12 protein-coding genes are annotated in these 18,663 nt (G+C 67.6%); 2 read left to right on the forward strand and 10 right to left on the reverse strand.

The window, feature by feature from the left end:
- Nucleotides 1-4: 4 nt before the first annotated feature.
- From AC1PQG_RS16800 to AC1PQG_RS16820, 5 genes are all read right to left on the reverse strand, one after another.
- Nucleotides 5-3,091, reverse strand: a complete 3,087-nt coding sequence (locus tag AC1PQG_RS16800; protein ID WP_481118961.1) for a multidrug efflux RND transporter permease subunit — start codon at nucleotides 3,089-3,091, stop codon at nucleotides 5-7.
- An 85-nt stretch (nucleotides 3,092-3,176) separates the two neighbouring features.
- Nucleotides 3,177-6,248 (reverse strand): MdtB/MuxB family multidrug efflux RND transporter permease subunit, encoded by a 3,072-nt coding sequence (locus AC1PQG_RS16805; protein WP_481118962.1) that lies wholly within the window; start codon nucleotides 6,246-6,248, stop codon nucleotides 3,177-3,179.
- A gap of 3 nt (nucleotides 6,249-6,251) precedes the next feature.
- Complete coding sequence (locus tag AC1PQG_RS16810) at nucleotides 6,252-7,523, reverse strand: MdtA/MuxA family multidrug efflux RND transporter periplasmic adaptor subunit (protein ID WP_481118963.1); 1,272 nt, start codon at nucleotides 7,521-7,523, stop codon at nucleotides 6,252-6,254.
- A 188-nt stretch (nucleotides 7,524-7,711) separates the two neighbouring features.
- Nucleotides 7,712-8,908, reverse strand: coding sequence for a PepSY-associated TM helix domain-containing protein (locus tag AC1PQG_RS16815; RefSeq protein WP_481118964.1), 1,197 nt, complete (start codon nucleotides 8,906-8,908; stop codon nucleotides 7,712-7,714).
- 6 nt (nucleotides 8,909-8,914) lie between these two features.
- On the reverse strand, nucleotides 8,915-10,936 hold the full coding sequence (locus AC1PQG_RS16820; protein ID WP_481118965.1) for a TonB-dependent receptor: 2,022 nt from the start codon (nucleotides 10,934-10,936) through the stop codon (nucleotides 8,915-8,917).
- A 301-nt stretch (nucleotides 10,937-11,237) separates the two neighbouring features.
- Here AC1PQG_RS16820 and AC1PQG_RS16825 point away from each other — a divergent pair, with 301 nt between their 5' ends.
- Nucleotides 11,238-11,678 carry a hypothetical protein gene (locus AC1PQG_RS16825; RefSeq protein WP_481118966.1) on the forward strand — a complete coding sequence of 147 codons (441 nt, stop codon included), beginning with the start codon at nucleotides 11,238-11,240 and terminating at the stop codon, nucleotides 11,676-11,678.
- A gap of 102 nt (nucleotides 11,679-11,780) precedes the next feature.
- Nucleotides 11,781-12,560 carry a 2'-5' RNA ligase family protein gene (locus AC1PQG_RS16830; protein ID WP_481118967.1) on the forward strand — a complete coding sequence of 260 codons (780 nt, stop codon included), beginning with the start codon at nucleotides 11,781-11,783 and terminating at the stop codon, nucleotides 12,558-12,560.
- A gap of 575 nt (nucleotides 12,561-13,135) precedes the next feature.
- On the opposite strand, the gene AC1PQG_RS16835 is transcribed toward AC1PQG_RS16830, so the two are convergent.
- From AC1PQG_RS16835 to AC1PQG_RS16855, 5 genes are read right to left on the reverse strand one after another with little or no spacing between them, the layout of a single operon-like run.
- Nucleotides 13,136-14,413 (reverse strand): amidohydrolase family protein, encoded by a 1,278-nt coding sequence (locus tag AC1PQG_RS16835; protein WP_481118968.1) that lies wholly within the window; start codon nucleotides 14,411-14,413, stop codon nucleotides 13,136-13,138.
- Nucleotides 14,401-15,060, reverse strand: a complete 660-nt coding sequence (locus AC1PQG_RS16840) for a TetR family transcriptional regulator C-terminal domain-containing protein (RefSeq protein WP_481118969.1) — start codon at nucleotides 15,058-15,060, stop codon at nucleotides 14,401-14,403. Before AC1PQG_RS16840 ends, AC1PQG_RS16835 begins: the two co-directional genes overlap by 13 nt.
- A gap of 23 nt (nucleotides 15,061-15,083) precedes the next feature.
- Nucleotides 15,084-15,716: a uracil phosphoribosyltransferase gene (gene upp / locus AC1PQG_RS16845; protein WP_481118970.1), complete on the reverse strand. Its 633-nt coding sequence runs from the start codon at nucleotides 15,714-15,716 to the stop codon at nucleotides 15,084-15,086.
- 26 nt (nucleotides 15,717-15,742) lie between these two features.
- Nucleotides 15,743-16,987, reverse strand: a complete 1,245-nt coding sequence (locus AC1PQG_RS16850) for a URC4/urg3 family protein (protein WP_481118971.1) — start codon at nucleotides 16,985-16,987, stop codon at nucleotides 15,743-15,745.
- Nucleotides 16,984-18,228, reverse strand: coding sequence for a GTP cyclohydrolase II (locus AC1PQG_RS16855; RefSeq protein ID WP_481118972.1), 1,245 nt, complete (start codon nucleotides 18,226-18,228; stop codon nucleotides 16,984-16,986). Before AC1PQG_RS16855 ends, AC1PQG_RS16850 begins: the two co-directional genes overlap by 4 nt.
- Nucleotides 18,229-18,663 lie beyond the last annotated feature (435 nt).

The raw sequence follows: 18,663 nt of genomic DNA on the forward strand, positions 1-18,663 counted from the left end.
ATCTTCAAAGGGCGCTCCCCGCCTGCAATGCCGCCGCAGGCTTGGGCTGGCGGCGCAGCCGGTCGAGCATCACGAAGACGACCGGCGTGGTGTAGAGGGTCAGGATCTGGCTGAGGATCAGGCCACCGACGATGGCGATGCCCAGCGGCTGGCGCAGCTCGGCGCCGTCGCCGGTACCGATGGCCAGCGGGATGGCGCCGAACAGGGCCGCCAGCGTGGTCATCAGGATCGGCCGGAAACGCAGCAGGCAGGCGTGGTGGATCGCATCGCGGGCGCTGGCGCCCTGGCGCTGCAGCGCGATCGCCACGTCGATCATCATGATCGCGTTCTTCTTGACGATGCCGATCAGCAGGATCACGCCGATCATCGCGATCAGGCTGAACTCGGTGTCCATGCCCATCAGCGCCAGCAGCGCCCCGACGCCCGCCGACGGCAGCGTGGACAGGATGGTGATCGGGTGCACCAGGCTCTCATAGAGCATGCCGAGCACGATGTAGATGGTCACCACCGCGGCCAGGATCAGCAACGGCTGGGTGCTCATGGACTTCTGGAAGGCGCCGGTGCTGCCCTCGAAGCTGGTACGGATGCTCACTGGCACGCCGATGCGCGCCACCGCCGCGCGGATGGCGTCGGTGGCCTCGCCGATGGAGCGCCCTTCAGGCAGCGCGAAGCTGATCGTGGACGCCGCCGCGCCGCCCTGGTGGCTCACCGACAGCGGCGCCAGCGTGGACACCACGCGGGCCACCGCCGACAGCGGCACCTGGGCGCCGGAGGACGACACCAGGGTCAGCCGCGCCAGGGATTCCGGCCCCTGCAGGTAGTCGGACGCCGCCTCCATCACCACCCGGTACTGGTTGAGCGGGTTGTAGATGGTGGACACCTGGCGCTGCCCGTAGGCGTTGTTGAGCGCCGTCGTCACCGCGCGCATGGTCAGGCCGTAGCGGGCCACGGCGTCGCGGTCGATCACCAGCGTGGTCTGCGGGCCGCGGTCCTGCTGGTCCGAGCTCACATCGGTGATCTCGTCGAGGCGGCTCAGCGCGTTGCGGATGCGCGGCTCCCACAGACGCAGCTCGTCCAGGTTGTCGGACTGCAGCGTGAACTGTTGGCTGGAGTTGCTGGAGCGTCCGCCAATGCGGATGTCCTGCACCGGGTTGAGGTACAGGCTGGCTCCCGGCACATGGGCGAGCTTCTTGCGCAGGCGGGTGACGATGGCGTCGGCAGACTCCTTGCGCTCGCCGATCGGCTTGAGGGTGATGAACATCATGCCGGAGTTGATCTGCCCGCCGCCGGTGAAGCCGACCACGTTGGCAACTGCCGGGTCGGCCCCGACGAGGGCCAGGAAGACATCCATCTTGCCCTTCATGGCCTGGAAGGAGATCGCCTGGTCGGCCTCGACGAAGCCGCGGATGCGCCCGGTGTCCTGTTGCGGGAAGAAGCCCTTCGGGATCGTGTTGTAGAGATGGACGTTGGCCGCGATGGTGGCGAGCAGGATGCCCAGCACCAGCCACGGGTGCGCCAGCGCCCAGCCCAAGCTGCGGCGGTAGCCATCCACCAGGCGGTCCAGCACGCCGCCGGCGAGGCAGTCGAAACGGCCGCGTTCGCCTTCTGGCGGGCGCTTCTGCAACAGGCGCGCGCACATCATCGGCGTGGCGGTCAGGGACACCACCATCGACACCAGGATCGCCGCTGACAGGGTGATCGCGAACTCCCGGAACAGGCGCCCGACGATGCCGCCCATGGCCAGGATCGGGATGAACACGGCGATCAGCGACAGGCTCATCGACACCACCGTGAAGCCGATCTCCCGCGCGCCGCGCAGGGCCGCCTGACGCGGGGCGAGGCCTTCGTCGATATGGCGCGAGATGTTCTCCAGCACGACGATGGCGTCATCCACCACGAAGCCGGTGGCGATGGTCAGCGCCATCAGCGACAGGTTGTCCAGGCTGAAGCCGGCCAGGTACATCACCGCGAAGGTGCCGATCAGCGACACCGGCACCACCACGCTGGGGATCACCGTCGCCCGCAGGTTGCGCAGGAACAGGAAGACCACCATCACCACCAGCGCCACCGAGATCATCAGCGTGTGCTCCACCTCGCGCAGGGAGCCGCGGATGGTCGGCGTGCGGTCCATCACCACGTCCAGGTCGATGGCCGGCGAAATGCTGGCGCGCAGGTGCGGCAGCAGCGCGGTGACCCGGTCCACGGTCTCGATGATGTTGGCGCCGGGCTGGCGGTTCACCATCAGCAGCACCGCCGGGCGGCCGTTGGAATAGCCGTAGTTGCGGTCGTTCTCGATGCCGTTGCGCACCTTGGCCACGTCGGAGAGGCGCACTGCGGCGCCGTTCTTCCACGACACGATGAGCGGCTTGTACTCGTCGGCGGTGCGCGCCTGGTCGTTGGCGCCGACCTGCCAGGCCCGCTCGCCATCCTCCACCACGCCCTTCGGGCGGTTGGCGTTGGTGCCGACGATGGCGGTGCGCACGTCGTCCATGTTGAGGCCGTTGGCCGCCAGGCGGTCCGGATCCAGCTCGACGCGCACCGCCGGCAGCGAGCTGCCGCCGATGGACACCTGGCCAACCCCCTCCACCTGGGACAGGCGCTGGGCCAGCACCGTGGACGCGGCGTCGTAGAGCTGGCCCTTGGTCAGCGTGTCCGACGTCAGCGCCAGAATGATGATCGGCGTCTCGGCCGGGTTCACCTTGCGGTAGGTCGGGTTGTTCGGCAGGCTGGTCGGCAGCTGGCCGCGGGACGCATTGATGGCGGCCTGCACGTCGCGGGCGGCGCCGTCGATGTCACGGGACAGCTCGAACTGCAGCGTCACCCGCGTCGAGCCGAGGGTGCTGTAGGAGGTCAGCTCGGTGACCCCGGCGATCTGCCCGAGGATGCGCTCGAGCGGCCCGGCGACGGTGGCCGCCATGGTCTCCGGGCTGGCGCCGGGCAGGTTGGCCGACACCGAGATGGTCGGGTAATCCACCTGCGGCAGCGGCGACACCGGCAGCAGGCGGAAGGCGATCGCCCCGGCCAGCGCCACGGCCAACGTGAGCAGCGTGGTGGCGACCGGGCGGAAGATGAACAGGCGGGACAGGTTCATCTTCCGCCCTTCCGGAACGCGTCACCGGATGCGGAAACGCCGCGGAACTGCTGAAGGGCGAAGGGATTCGCCCCCGTGCCGGCCGTCATGCCGCCCTCCCCCGCCGCGCCAGGCGGTCGAAGGCCAGGTAGATCACCGGCGTGGTGAACAGCGTCAGCACCTGGCTGACCAGCAGGCCGCCGACCATCGTCACGCCGAGCGGATGACGCAGTTCGGAGCCGACGCCGGAGCCCAGCATCAGCGGCAACGCGCCGAGCAGCGCCGCCAGCGTGGTCATCAGGATCGGCCGGAAACGCAGCAGGCAGGCCTGGTAGATGGCCTCCCGCGGCTCGAGGCCTTCACGCCGCTCGGCGTCGAGGGCGAAGTCGATCATCATGATGGCGTTCTTCTTGACGATGCCGATCAGGAGCACGATGCCGATGATGCCGACGATGCCCAGCTCGCTGCGCGCCACCAGCAGCGCCAGCAGCGCGCCGACGCCGGCCGACGGCAGCGTGGACAGGATCGTGACCGGGTGGATGTAGCTCTCGTAGAGCACGCCGAGCACGATGTACATGGTCACCACGGCGGCGAGGATCAGCAGCAGCGTGTTGGTCAGCGAGGCCTGGAAGGCCAGCGCCGCGCCCTGGAAGCTGGTCTCGATGCTGGCCGGCAGGCCCAGGTCGGCCTCGGCCGAACGGATCGCCTCCACCGCCTCGCCGAGGGAAGCACCCGGTGCCAGGTTGAAGGACAGGGTCACCGCCGGGAACTGGCCGATGTGGTTCACCGCCAGCATCGCCGGCCGCTCGACGACCCGCGCCACCGCCGACAGCGGCACCTGGGCGCCGCCGGTGCCCGGCACGTAGAGGTTGGCGATGGCCGCCGGGCTGCTGCGGAACTCCGGCTTCACCTCCAGCACCACGCGGTACTGGGTGGCCTGCGTGAAGATGGTGGACACCAGGCGCTGGCCATAGGCGTTATACAAGGCATTGTCGATGGCGGCGGTGCTGACGCCGAGGCGGCTGGCGCTGGCCCGGTCGATCTCCACCCACGCCTGCAGACCCTTGTCCTGCAGGTCGCTGGCCACGTCGGCGAGTTGCGGCAGGCCTTTCAGGCGCTCGACGAGGCGCGGCACCCATTCGGTCAGCGCCGCAGAATCCGGCGACTGCAAGGAGAACTGGTACTGGGTGCGGCTGACTTTGTCCTCGATGGACAGATCCTGCACCGGCTGCATGTACAGCGTGATGCCGGCCACCTTGCGCACCTCCGGCGTCAGGCGGCGGATCACCTCGCCGGCGCTGGCGTCCCGCTCGGCCAGCGGCTTGAGGTTGATCATCATGCGCCCGCTGTTGAGGGTCGCATTGGAGCCGTCCACGCCGATGAAGGACGACAGGCTGGCCACCGCCGGGTCCTTCAGCACCACCTCGGCCAACGCCTGCTGACGCTGCGACATGGCATCGAAGGAGATCGACTGGGCAGCCTCGGTGATGCCCTGGATCGCGCCGGTATCCTGCACCGGGAAGAAGCCCTTGGGAACGAAGACGTACAGCAACGCGGTCAGCGCCAGCGTGCCGACGGCCACCACCAGAGTCAGCCCCTGGCGGTCGAGCACCCACTGCAGCATCACGCCGTAGCGGGCGATGACGCGGTCGAAGAAATCGCCCATCACCTTATAGAAGCGCCCCTGCTCGGCCTCCGGCACGTGCTTGAGGAGGCGCGCGCACATCATCGGTGTGAGGGTCAGGGACACGAAGGCGGAGATCAGGATGGCGATCGCCAGCGTGATCGCGAACTCGCGGAACAACCGCCCCACCACATCGCCCATGAACAGCAACGGAATCAGCACGGCGATCAGCGAGAAGGTCAGCGAGATGATCGTGAAGCCGATCTGCTTGGCGCCCTTCAGCGCGGCCTGCATCGGCGATTCGCCCTCCTCCACGTAGCGGGCGATGTTCTCGATCATCACGATGGCGTCGTCCACGACGAAGCCGGTGGAGATGGTCAGCGCCATCAATGTGAGGTTGTTGAGGCTGAAGCCCGCCAGGTACATCACCCCAAAGGTGCCGACCAGCGACAGCGGCACCGCCACGCTGGGGATGATGGTCGCCGGCACGCTGCGCAGGAACATGAAGATCACCATCACCACCAGGGCCACGGCCATCATCAGCTCGATCTGCACGTCATGCACCGAGGCGCGGATGGTCGTCGTGCGGTCGGACAGCACGCGCACCTCCAGCGAGGCCGGCAGGCTGGCCGTCATCTGCGGCAACAGCGCGGTGACCCGGTCGGCCACCTCGATCACGTTGGCGCCCGGCTGGCGCTGCACGTTGATGATCACCGCGGCCTGATCATCGGCCCAGGCGGCGAGGCGCAGGTTCTCGGCGTCGTCGGCCAGGTTGGCGATGTCGGACAGGCGCACCGGGTTGCCGTTCTTGTAGGCGACGATCAGGCCACGGTACTCGTCGGCGGAGCGCAGCTGGTCGTTGGCGTCGATGGTGGAGGCCCGCTGGGGCCCGTCGAAGCTGCCCTTGGCCTGGGTCACGTTGGCGTTGGCGATGGCGGTACGGATGTCCTCCAGCCCCAGCCCGTAGGCCGCGGCGGCGGTCGGGTTGACCTGCACCCGCACCGCCGGGCGGCGTCCGCCGGCGATGCTGACGAGGCCGACCCCCGGCACCTGGGAGATCTTCATCGCCAGGCGACTTTCCACCAGGTCGTGGATGCGCGTGATCGGCAGGCTCTTCGAGCTCACTGCCAGGCTCAGGATCGGCGCGTCGGCGGGGTTCACCTTGCTGTAGGTGGGCGGCGCCGGCAGGTCGGTGGGCAGCAGGTTGGACGCGGCGTTGATGGCCGCCTGCACCTGCTGCTCGGCCACGTCCAGGCTCAGCGCCAGGCTGAAGCGCAGCGTGATCACCGAGGCCCCACCAGAGCTGGTGGACGACATCTCGTCCAACCCCGGCATCTGGCCGAACTGGCGCTCCAGCGGCGCGGTGATGGCCGAAGTCATCACGTCCGGGCTGGCGCCGGGATAGAGAGTCTTGACCTGAATGGTCGGGTAATCCACCTCGGGCAGCGCCGAGATGGGCAGCAGGCGATAGGCGACGAGGCCCACCAGCAGGATGGCGACCATCAGCAGGGAGGTCGCCACCGGCCGCAGGATGAACGGACGGGACGGATTCATGCGTTAATGCCCCGGACGACCGCCACCGTTACCGCCGCGCTTCCTCTCCCGCCCAGGCGCGTCCACGGCCTTCGGGTCGATGGCCTCGATCTGGGCCCCGTCCTTCAGCTTGTCGAGGCCGTCCACGACGACCCGATCACCGGCAGCGAGGCCATCCTCTACGACGGCCTTGTCGCCATCCACCGGCCCCAGCTTGACCGGTACCGACGCGACCTTGTTGCCTTCGCCGACCTTGTAAACATAGCTGCCCTTGGCACCCTGCTGGACGGCGGCGGTCGGCACCGTGACGACGCCGGACAGGGTGTCGAGGATCAGCCGCACATTGACGAACTGGTTCGGAAACAGGCTGCCGTCCTTGTTGGTGAAATCCGCCTTCAGCTTGACGGTGCCGGTAGTGCTGTCGATCAGGCTGTCCACCGCCAGCAGCTTGCCGTCGGCAAGGTGGTTCTTCATCTCCCGGTCCCAGGCCTCGGCGATCAGGCCCTTGCCTTCACGCACGCGCTTCATGACCGCCGGCAGGCGGTCTTCCGGCACCGGGAACACGGCGGTGATCGGGCTCACCTGGGCGATGGTCACCAGCCCGGTGGTATCGGAAGCCTTGACGATGTTGCCCGGGTCCACGACCCGCAGGCCGGCCCGGCCGGTGATCGGCGCCTTGATGGTGGTGTAGGACAGCTGCAGCTCGGCGCTCTTCACCGCCGCCTGGTCGGCCTGCACGGTGCCCTGGTACTGGCGCACCAGCGCTTCTTGAGTTGCCACCTGCTGTTCGGCGATGGAGTCCTGACGCAGCAGGCCCTTGTAGCGGTCGAGGTCGATCTGCGCGTTCTTCAGCAGCGCCGCGTCCCGCGCCAGCTGGCCACGCGCCTGCTCCAACGCGGCACGGAAGGGATCGGGGTCGATCAGCGCGAGCACGTCGCCACTATTGACCGTCTGGCCTTCGGTGAACTTCACCGCCAGCAGCGGCCCGTCGACCCGCGAGCGCACGGTTACCTGATTGCGCGGCACCACGCTGCCGAGAGCCGGCACCATCACCCGGATGTCGCCGGTGGCGATGGTGGCGAGGCTTACCGGAGTCGGCCGTTCGCCGCGCCCGTCACGGCCGCCGCGCGGTCCATTGGCCGACTTGCCCCCTCCTCCCCCGTCTGTATCCACTGGACTTCGGTGGGTGTAATACCAGCCGCCACCGGCCGCCAGGGCCAGCACGATGAGCCAGGGAAGAATACGACGACGGGGACGGGAAACTGAGTCGGACGGAGCAGAGGCAGGGCTGGACATGGAGCGTTTTTCCGGAAGGCGCCGGCCCGCTACAGGCCGGCAGGTCGAAGCCACCGAGAGGCGGTCGCAATCCTACACGATGCATTCGTAAGACTGCGTAAAGACCCCGTAAGGAAAAAACTGTTCGCGCAAATTCACTGGAGAGAAGCGGAAAGACATCACAAGCATCTCCCCGAGCGCATGCCGGATCACTCGACCTCGGACACCTGCAAGCGCGCGGAAGCGGGCTGGGCGTGCTCCGGGAGCATGCTCGAAGGCCGCCGCAGTCCGCTCGCCGAACGAGCGCGGACCTTGTGCCGCCAGCGCAGCCAGCCGGTGACGAACAGCAGCGCCGGCAGCAACCCAGCCACGCAGGCAAGGATGCGGCCGGGCAGCCCGAAGGCCTCGCCGTTGTGCAGCGGGTGCATCCAGGCCAGGAAGCCGTCGCCGGCGGATTCCCGCAGCGGATCACGCACCGCCAGCACCTGTCCGTCACTCGGGTCCACCCACACCTGGGAGCGGGGAAAACGCTGGCCGGGCTCGCCGGGCTGGTGGAAGCGCACCGAGATCGGCCGCCCCGCGCTGCCGGAGGTCTCTATCCAGCGCAACTCCGCATCGGGAAAAGACTTGCGCGCGATGCGCACCGCCGCGTCGAGGGAGATCGGCTTAGCTCCATCGTCCAGCAGGCCGGCCGGTGGCCGGTAGGCTTCGCGCAACGGCGACGCGCCGGCGACCAGATCGCGGGTGAAATCCGGCAGGGCCAGCGCGCTGCCGGTCAGCGCCAGCACCAGCAGCACCGGCAGGCCATAGACGCCGCCGAGCACGTGCAGATCGTAGGTGCGGCGGACTGCGCCGCTGCGCAGCACCGGCTTCAGCGCGGCGGCCAGGCGGGCGCGGCTGGGCCACCACAGGTAGAGCCCGCTGAGCAATGAAAACGCCAGCACCAGGCCGAGGACGCCGACCGCCGTCTTGCCGCCCTCGCCCGCCAGCAGCGTGTAATGCAAGTCGAACAGCCAGGTCGTCGCGTAGTCGCCCCAGAAGCGCGCGCTGGTGACCTCCAGCGTGTGCGGATCGAGGCTCAGCATCAGCGGCGCGAAGCCGCGCCCGGCCGTTTCCGGCGGGTTGTAATAGCGAGCCAGCACCGGCGCGTCCGCCGACAACGGCATCTCAATGCGCCACGGCCCGTCACGCTGCGGGTAGCGGGCACGCAGCGTCCGGAACACCGCCTCCGGCGACGGCGCGGGTGCCGCGGCGCTGACGCGGATCTGCGGATTGAGCAGACTATCCACGTCCAGGTAGAACACCAGCACGCTGCCGGTGAGCCCCAGCAGCACGAACAGGCCGCCGGCCAGCAGGCCGACGTAGAGGTGCAGCATGACCCACAGGCGACGCAGTTCGCGTTTCATCAGGAATCAGAACTTGACCGCGACCGTCCCGTACACGCTGCGCGGCGCGCCCGGCGCGTGCAGGGACTGGGCGCCGTCCCACCAGGCGTATTCGTTGTAACGGTCGAACAGGTTGCGCACCTGCACCTCGAGATTGATGCGCGGGCTCAGGCGATAGGCCGCTGCCACGTTGGCCAGCGTGTAGCCGCCGAACTTGCCGGTGCTGTTAGTGCGCTCCAGGTAATAACCGCTCTGCCCGTTCACCCATGCCGACAGGCGCCAGGCCTCGCTGGCCTGGTAATCGGCGCCGAGGTTGTAAAGCAGGTGCGGCACGTGGTCGATCTCCTTGCCGATGGTTCCGGCCGAGGCCACGTCGGCCTGCAGGATCTTCGAGCGCTGCAGCGCGGCACCGACCCACAGGCCGAGCTGGCGCGTGGGCTGGGCGTTGAGCTGCAGGTCCACGCCCTGGCGGCGGGTCTGGCCGATGTTCTCGGCGTCGTTGGCCGGGTCGTTGAGCTTGCGCCGTGCTTCGTTGGATGCCGTCTGACGCCAGGCCGCCAGGCGCCCCTCCAGCCAGGCCAGCGGACGGAACTTGAAGCCGGCCTCCCAGCCTTCGTTGATCGACGGCGACAGGTCGGCCGTCTGGTTCACCTTATAAGAAGCGGTACCCACGCCGACCTGGAAGGTCCGCCCCCAGTTACCGTACACCGAGTAGGCATCGGACAGCGCGTACACCGCGCTCATCTTGGGCTGATTGATGGTGCCGTAGTCGTTGATGTCGTAGGTCTTGCCGTTGAGACGGTTGGTGTAGGTGCCGTCCACGCGGTCGGCGCGGAAGGCCGGCGTCAGGCTCAGGCCGGGCAGCGGCTTGAGCACGGCCTGCACGAAGGCGCCGGCGGTGTCGAACTCGAAAGCCTGGTCGCGGGTCTGGCTCTGGCGCACCTGGCTGACGGTGTTGTAGCGGGTGCTGCGGTTGTCCTGGCGCTCCACGTCGAGGCCGCCCATCACCGACAGATCGCCGAGGACCGTCTTGCCGGCCCGCCAGGTCAGCGTCGTAGAGGCGCCGCTGTGGGTTTCCGCGACGACGCGCTCCTGCTGGGACACATTGGCCGAGAAGGTCACGAAGCGGCGATCATCCAGATTGTTCAGGTAGACCTGGCCGGTCCAGAACAGCTGGCTGCCCAGCGCGGTTTCCGCCTGCAGCGCCACCTGGGTGGCCAGGCGGCGGTCCGCGTCGGTCGCGTTGTGGGCCGGCGACTGGTCCGGATCGGCGCGGCGCTGGGCAGCGGTCAGGTAGCCCGCCTCGTCGGCGCGGGCGGTGGAGTGGCGCAGGATCAGGCCGAAGCGGCTATCGCCGCCTTCCGGCGTAATGAACCACTTGGCGCTGAAGGCGCCGTTCTCGGCACCGGAATGGGCCCGGTAGCCGTCGCTCGAGTTCACCGCCAGCGCGTAGTTCTGGGCCAGCGCGCCCTGCTCGATGCCCGCCGCCGCCTGCAGCTCACGGGTCTGGAAGCTGCCGAGCGTGGCCCGCCCCTGCACGTAGTTGCCACCGCTCTTGGTGATGATGTTGGCGTTGCCGGCGATGTTATGCAGGCCATAGCGCGGATCGTTGGTGCCGCGCACCACCTCGATGGATTCGATGTCCAGCCGCGGCGCCAGGTCGATGTAGGGCATGTTGCCGTCGTTGCTGTTGGACGGCACGCCGTCGATCAGCAGCTTGACCGCGTTGATCTCCCCTTCCCCGTTGAAGCCGCGCATGGAGAACTTGCCGGACGTGGTGCCCTGGCCGAACTGGGTCAGCATCACGCCAGGCAACTGGCCGAACAGTTGCCAGTTGTTGGCCACCGGCTGATTCGCGATACGCGCCTCCGGCAGGATATCCACCGAACTCAGCACGCGCCGGGCCTGCAGCGGGCCATCGGCACTGCCGCTGACGACCACCTCGCCGAGGGTCAGCGCCACGCTGTCGCCGCTTTCGGCGGCCTGGGCCGGAATCGTCGCCAGCATGGAAACGGCAACGGCGATGGGGGTCAGTCTTGCGGAAATCATCGGGGGCCTCGTCGGTCGGGAACTGGGCCCGGACTGTAACAAGGCGCTCCCGGAAAGTTTCTTGATACGAGCCAGGAAACGGGTTGTTGCGACACTATGTCGCAGCCGGGGCCAGCCATTGCCGCAACCCGCTCCGCGGTTCTTGACCTGGGGCAAGTCCAGGCCGGAAATCCTGCGACACCTCTTGCCCCTCAATCAGTGACGCCTAATATGATGGCGTAAACATGGTTCCAGTCCCGGAGGCGTGGTCTGCGGACGGTCCTGGGGATGGATGAAGACCCACATACATGGGGAGATGGCAATGAAGATGTTCAGGCAATGCGTCCTTGCCGGCATGGCAAGCCTGTTGATGGCCGGTGTTGCGGTGGCCCAGCCGGGCCCAGGCATGGGCGGCGGTGGAATGGGCGGGGGCGGCATGGGCTCCGGCATGATGCAGAGTGACCGGCCGTGCATGAAGGCCGACGGCACGGCGAAAACGGACATGGGCCCCAACTGCGGCTGGCGCATGAACCGCCGCAACACGCCGGGCATGGGGCTGATGACGCCCGAGGAACGTCGCGCCCACCGGGACAAGATGCGCTCGCTGAAGACCGCCGAAGAATGCCAGGCCTACATGACGGAGCACCATGCGCAGATGGCCGAGCGGGCCAAGGCCAAGGGCATCACGCTGCCGGCACCGCGCAGCAACGCCTGCATGCGCTTCGGCCCCCCTGCCACGCCGGCAGCAGCACCTGCAAAATAGGCGGCCGCCAATTCAGGAAGCCCGTCCGCCCTCTGCAAGACGGGATGATCGTCGGCGCCCCAGCGGTTATGCTGGTGCGCCGACGATTCTGCATTGCGCTCCATGCCAATACGCGACGAAGCTGCTTCCCACCTCGCCATTCCTGACAGCGTCTTCGAACTGGCCCGCGAACATTTCGCGGCAGCCGGACAGACGCTGCGCAACGTACGCCGGGATTTCCACGAGTGGCATCGCAGACGCCCGCGCTACGCGCTGTGGGGCATCGACGTGGACCTGCCGGCAGTAAGGCAACTGGTCGAAGACGCGGCCCGGCTACTGGACGACGTACTGCTCGACGACTACCGCCGCCAACCGCACGTCACACTGGCCCTGTGCGGCTTTCCGAGTCGGCAACCGGCGCATCCGGACGACTTCGGCCCGGCCGCGCTGGAACGACAACTCGATGCCCTGCAGCGCATTGCCGGCGCCCCCTTCCGCTTGGAGATAGGCGGTCTGGCGAGCTTCACGTCGGCCCCCTTCCTGAGCGTCCGCGACGTGGAAGGCGGCATCGGCCGCCTGCGCCACGCCCTGTGCGGTCCGCGCACCGAGCCCGGCGGCCCGTATACACCCCATGTCACGGTCGGCCTGTACGGCAGTGAATGGCCCACGGAAGCGCTGCTCGAACGCTTCAACACGAGCACACGGGAGGTTGTCCACTGCACCGCCACTAAACTCAGCCTGATGTGCTATGCGACCTCCGATATCGGTGGCCCGCTGGCCACACTGGGGCATTTCGATCTTGTCCACAGACGCTGGGAAGGCTTGGATTCAAGGATTTTCCCTGCTCTGGACGCCAGCCAGATACTGCCTAATTTTGCAGCAACATTAAAAAACGCTGACTAATCAGTGACATGAAAGCCCCCTTCACACCTTATCCACAGGGTTGACCACGCCTGGTGGGGAAAAAAGCGGGGAAATGCCCACAAATCCACATCCCCATCCTGGGGTGTCTGTCATGTGCATTGCACAAAATTGAAGCAAACATCAAAAGCACAGCCGGATCAGTGACCTAGACCCACCTTTCACAACTTACCCACAGGGTTGACCACGCTGGACGGGGATAACACACAGCTTGTGTGGTTCTCACAAACCTGAATATCCACACCACGCCGTCACAGGAAATGACCCGAAAACCCGTGATCGCCGCACGGAAAGAGCTGCCCAATTTTTAGGCAGCAACAAAAAGCGTTTATCTTTCAAAGATCTGTTTACACCCTTCACACTTTATCCACAGGGTTGACCACGATTGGCGGGGATAACCCACAGCTTCGGCAAAAATCCACAGGGCGCGGCATTCCGGTCAAAAAGGTGCATTGCACAAAATTGAGGCAAACACTAAAAACGCTGCCCAATCAGCCTTCTAGGGGCGTGCTTCACAACTTACCCACAGGTTTGACCACGGCGGACGGGGATAAGACTCAGGTCCGGTGGCTGAAATCCACACAGGACGGCCGTCCCGGCAGGTTCAGCGTGGCAACGGCGGCCGGGCTGCGGGCGACGATCCGCCCGCCACGCAACACCAGCAGACGCGTCGCCCGCAGGCGCAGCGCCTCGACGGGATTGCCAGCCTGCAGCAGCACCAGGTCGGCGCGGCAGCCCGGTTCGAGGCCGTAGCCATCCAGGCCCAGAATGCGCGCTGGCGTCGCCGTCACCGCCGCGAAACAGGCACGCATACCGTCCTGGCTGGTCATCTGGGCCACGTGCAGGCCCATCGCCGCCACTTCCAGCATGTCGCCGCTGCCGAGGCTGTACCACGGGTCCATCACGCAGTCGTGGCCGAAGGCGACCGGGATGCCGGCCGCGAGCAGTTCCGGCACGCGGGTCATGCCGCGGCGCTTCGGGTAAGTGTCGTGGCGGCCCTGCAGCGTGATGTTGATAAGTGGGTTGGCGACCGCCGCGACACCCGCCTCGGCCATCAGCGGCAGCAGCTTGGACACGTAGTAGTTATCCATCGAATGCATCGACGTCAGGTGGGAGCCGGTCACCCGCCCCTGCAGGCCGAGGCGCTGGGCGTGGAAAGCCAGGGTTTCGACATGGCGCGACAGCGGGTCATCGGATTCGTCGCAGTGCATGTCCACCGGCAGGCCGCGCTCGGCGGCCAGTTCGCACAGGATGCGCACCGACTCGGCGCCGTCGGCCATCGTGCGCTCGAAATGGGGAATGCCGCCGACCACGTCGACGCCCATGTCCAGCGCCCGCTTCAGGTTGTCCAGCGTGCCGGGGCTACGCAACACGCCATCCTGTGGAAAAGCCACCAGTTGCAGGTCCAGGTAGGGCCGCACCTTGTCCTTCACGTGCAGCAAGGCCTCCACCGCCAGCAGGCGTGGGTCGCACACATCCACGTGGGAACGGATCGCCAGCAGGCCCTTGGCCACAGCCCAGTCACAATAGGCCAGCGCCCGCTCCACCAGCGCCTCCTGCGTCAGCAGCGGCTTCAGTTCGCCCCACAGGGCGATGCCTTCCAGCAGCGTGCCCGACTGATTCACCCGCGGCAGGCCGTAGGACAGGGTCGCATCCATGTGGAAGTGGGCGTCGACGAACGGCGGCGTGACGAGTTGGCCGGCCGCATCGATGACTTCCCCCGCTTCGCTGGACAACGCTGTTTCGACTGCGGCGATACGCCCGTCGCGGATGCCGATATCCATCCCACGACGCCCATCGGGCAGGTTGCAGTTACGCAGGATCAGGTCGAACACGGGGAAACTCCTTCCGGAATGGGGGCGACGAGGCCGCAGCCGCGCAGCACCAGGTTCAGCACATGGGCGGTGGCCCGCCGGTAATCGGCCGGCCCCAGGCTGCGGCGGTTCAGCACCGCGCAGACCTGGGTCTCGAAGTCGGCATAGGTCTGGGTCAGCGCCCACAGGCTGATGAACAGATGCACCGGATCCACCGGCGCCATCTTGCCCCCAGCGATCCAGGCTTCGATCACCGCCGCCTTCTCAGCCACCAGCAGACGCAGCTCATGGCGCAGATAGTCGCCGATCTCCGGCGCGCCGTGCAGCAACTCGTTGGCGAAGACCCGCGAGGCGTCCGGATGCTCGGCGGTGAGGCGCATCTTGGCCTCGATGTAATGGGCCAGCGCCGCGCGGGGATCGGCGTCGGCGTTGATACGGTCGGTCTCGGCCAGCCACAGGCGCAGGATGTGCGCCAGCACGGCGCGGTACACCTCGGCCTTGGTGCCGAAGTAATAATGCAGGTTGGACTTGGGCAGGCCTGCCGCCAGCGCGATCTCCGCCATCGTGGCGCCCTGGAAACCGGCCCGCGCGAAGACCTGCTCGGCGGCGGCGAGGATGGCGGCCTCGTGCTGGCGCCGGATGCGCCCGCCGCGCGCGGGCGTGTCCACGTCCCCGGGCGGCGGTGCTACCGTCATTTGGTGCCGAAGATGCGGTCGCCGGCGTCGCCCAGGCCGGGCACGATGTAGCCGTGCTCGTTGAGGTGGCAGTCCACCGCGGCGGTGGTCACCGGCACGTCCGGGTGGGCCTCCTGCAACGCGGCCAGGCCTTCCGGCGCGGCCAGCAGGCACACGAACTTGAGGCTGGTCACGCCGGCCTCCTTCAGGCGTGACAGGGCCGCACTGGCCGAATTGCCGGTGGCCAGCATCGGATCGACGACGATCACCAGGCGGTCTTCCACGTCGTCCGGCAGCTTGAAGTAGTACTCGATGGCCTCCAGCGTTTCCGGATCCCGGTACAGGCCAATGTGCCCGACCCGCGCACCGGGCAGCAGGTCGATCATGCCGTCGAGCATGCCGTTGCCGGCCCGCAGGATGGACACCAGGCACAGCTTCTTGCCGCTGATCACCGGCACCTTGCAGGCCGCCACCGGCGTGGTCACATCGATCAGCTCGGTGGGCAGGTCGCGGGTCACCTCGTAGGCCAGCATGGAGGCGATCTCCCGCACCAGGCGGCGGAAGTTGTCGGTGGTCGTCTCCGCGCTGCGCGCCATGGACAGCTTGTGCTGAAGCAGGGGGTGGTCGATGACGGTAAGGGGTGCGCTCATACAGTCCTCCAGTGCGTGCAGTGGTTTCAGAACACGGTGCCGTCGCTGGCCAGCCTCACCGGCGGTGCGCCGCCAGGGCGGCGCTGGGCGGCGATACGCCGGCCAGCCGACCAAGTGCCGCCTTCCAGCACACGGGCCAGCGGAAAAGCCTCCGGCGCCAGCCCGAGCAACTCGCGGACGGCGACGGCGAGCCGGTCCAGGCCGATAACGGTGAGCGCCCGCCATTCGACGACGGGCGGCGCATCCACCGTCCAGGCATGGCGCCAGAAGCGCTCCTCCCGCGGACGGATCAGCCCGAAGTCGAGCAGTAGACCACCATTGCGATACTCCGGCAGACCGGTCAGTTCGTCCAGCCCGGTGATCGTCAGCCCCGCGGTTTCCAGCGGTTCGAGCAGGGAATAGGTGAGCCACTGGGTCAGCTTGTGGAACGGCAGCAGGCCATCCTCCAGCGCCGGATGGGCCCAGCAGTCGCCGAGCGGGACGCCCTGTAGCACCACGCGGCCCGGCCACACCGGGCCGAGGGCGCGCAGCAGCGTACCGAGCACGAAGGACGCGGCGATCCGGCCGTCGATGGCGTGGGCAAGCAGGTAATCCACCAGCGTACCGGCGCGGGCCGGCGTGCCGAACACCGCTGGCGTCGCCTCCATCACCGCGCCCAGGCGTTGCAACAGCGCACTGCGCCCGTCCAGCCCGACCAGCGGATTGGCCGGCCCGACCTGGAAGGCCGCGGCGAGCACCTCCGGCGTCAACCGCTGCAGCGCAGCCGCATCGCAGCGCAGCGGGTTCGCCGGATCAGCCGACAGCGCACCACTGGCGAACAAGGCGAGGCTGGCCACGCCGAGCCCTTCGGAGCGCCCCAGCTCCATGCCACCGGCCACATCCCGGTAACGCCACTCGGCGCCCGCCCCGGCGTCCAGCAACACACTGGGGATGACCAGATCCACCGCCACGCGGGCCCGCGCCAGGCGGTCGCCGTCCAGGCCGTGAGTGGCCGCCAACACGCCCCAGCGGTCCCGTCCGCCGGCCTCGAAATGACGCCAGCGGCTGTGGTAGGGCACGTCGAGATCCGGGTAGTTGAGGCGGATGGTCTGTGCGACGTACTCGGCACAGGGCAACAGTTGCTCAGGATGCCAGGTGAAGAAAGGCGACAGGCCGGCCTCGGCGCGCGCCGTGACGACGCGACAGCGCCCGCGCACCGCCGCCGAGCTCAGCAGCGGCGCCGCCGGATGGCCGGCGGAAACCGGCGTGTGCCATCCCGATCCATGGTTCATGCGTGCAGCCCCCTGCCCTTGGCCACCGCCAGCTCGGCCGCGGTCGGCGGCGCCACCGGCGTGAAGTAGCCCGCCGCCGTCTTGGCGTCCATCTCCACCCGCGCGTCGGCGGGAATCAATTCGTCGGGAATCGCCACCTGCTCGACGACCTGGATGCCGGCGGCGGTCAGCGCCCCGTGCTTCATGTTGCTCATCGATGCCCAGCGGTCGATGCGGGTGATGCCGAGCCAGTGGAAGACGTCCGGCATCAGCTCCTGGAAGCGCATGTCCTGCACCCCGGCGACGCACTCGGTGCGCTCGAAGTAGGTTTCGGCGCGGTCGCCGCCAAACTGGCGCTTGCGGGCGTTATAGACCAGGAACTTGGTCACCTCGCCGAGGGCTCGGCCCTCCTTGCGGTTGTACACCACCAGGCCGACACCGCCGCGCTGGGCCATCTCGACGCACACCTCGATACCGTGGGCCAAGTATGGCCGGCAGGTGCAGATGTCCGACCCGAACACATCGGAGCCGTTGCATTCGTCGTGAACGCGACAGGCAACCTGCGTCTCCGGACGGCCGAGCAGGCTCACGTCGCCAAAGAAATAGAGGGTCATGCCACCGATCGGCGGCAGGAAAACCTTCAAGTCCGGGCGCGTGACGAGCTCCGGGAACATCCCCCCCGTCTGCTCGAACAGCGCCCGCCGCAGCGCGCTCTCGGTGATACCGAAGCGCTCCGCAACGCCAGGTAGATACCACACCGGGTCGATGGCGGCCTTGGTGACGCGCACGTCGCCGTTGGCCTCAAGGAGATCACCATCCGGCACCAGCCGGCCGGCCTCGATCGCATCGCGCAGCTCCGGCATGTTGATGTGCGCCGTGGTCACCGCGATGGTCGGGCGAATGTCCATGCCCGCCGCGATCTCGGCGGCGAACTCCTGGGCCACCCGGTGCCCCCATGGATCGAGGGACACGATGCGCCCCGCGTCGGCCCACTGGGGATGGGGTCCGATGCCGGTGGCCGGCACGGTGTTGGTGAGATCCGGCCGGTGGTTGGCCTGCAGGTTGCCGGCGGCCACCGCCAGCGCCCGATACACCGAATAGGACCCAGAGTGGGTGCCGATCACGTTGCGCAGCGCCGGCTCGGCCAGGCCCGCCACCAGCGGCCCCCGCTCGGCGGCGGTGGCGGCGCCCCAGTGGATGGTGGACACCGACCGGCCACGGCTGGCGCGCGGATGGGAAGTCAGAACGATATGGGACGCCATGCTTCGCTCCTGAAAACCTGACCATATGGTCAATTTTTAAAAGCGAGTTCCATGCCATCGGAAATCGAGCCATTTCCAGGCCCGGAACGGGTCGGAGATGCACTATTGCAGTGCACCAACCCAGTCCGGCGAACCCAGTCGGTGCAAGGCGTCCATCGCCTTCAACCAGAATCGGACGGAAGTCCGGCCCACCTCAAAGACCAACGCCACCCTTTCACAAAAACATTTACACAAATACAATTGATATCAATCGATAGCTGTAAGCTCAGAACTGATTTCCGTGTGCCCTTCGCCGGCTCCCTGTTGTGACGGATGCGCCCGCATCCACGAAGCACCAACCACCCCCGATCGCCTCCCCACCGACCAGGCCCCTGCGCCTGCCCGGACGGCCAGCCTGTCATCCAGGCGCGAAGGCCACGTCAGCACATCCTCTCG

It is taken from the genome of Zoogloea sp. GDB6, assembly GCF_056724105.1.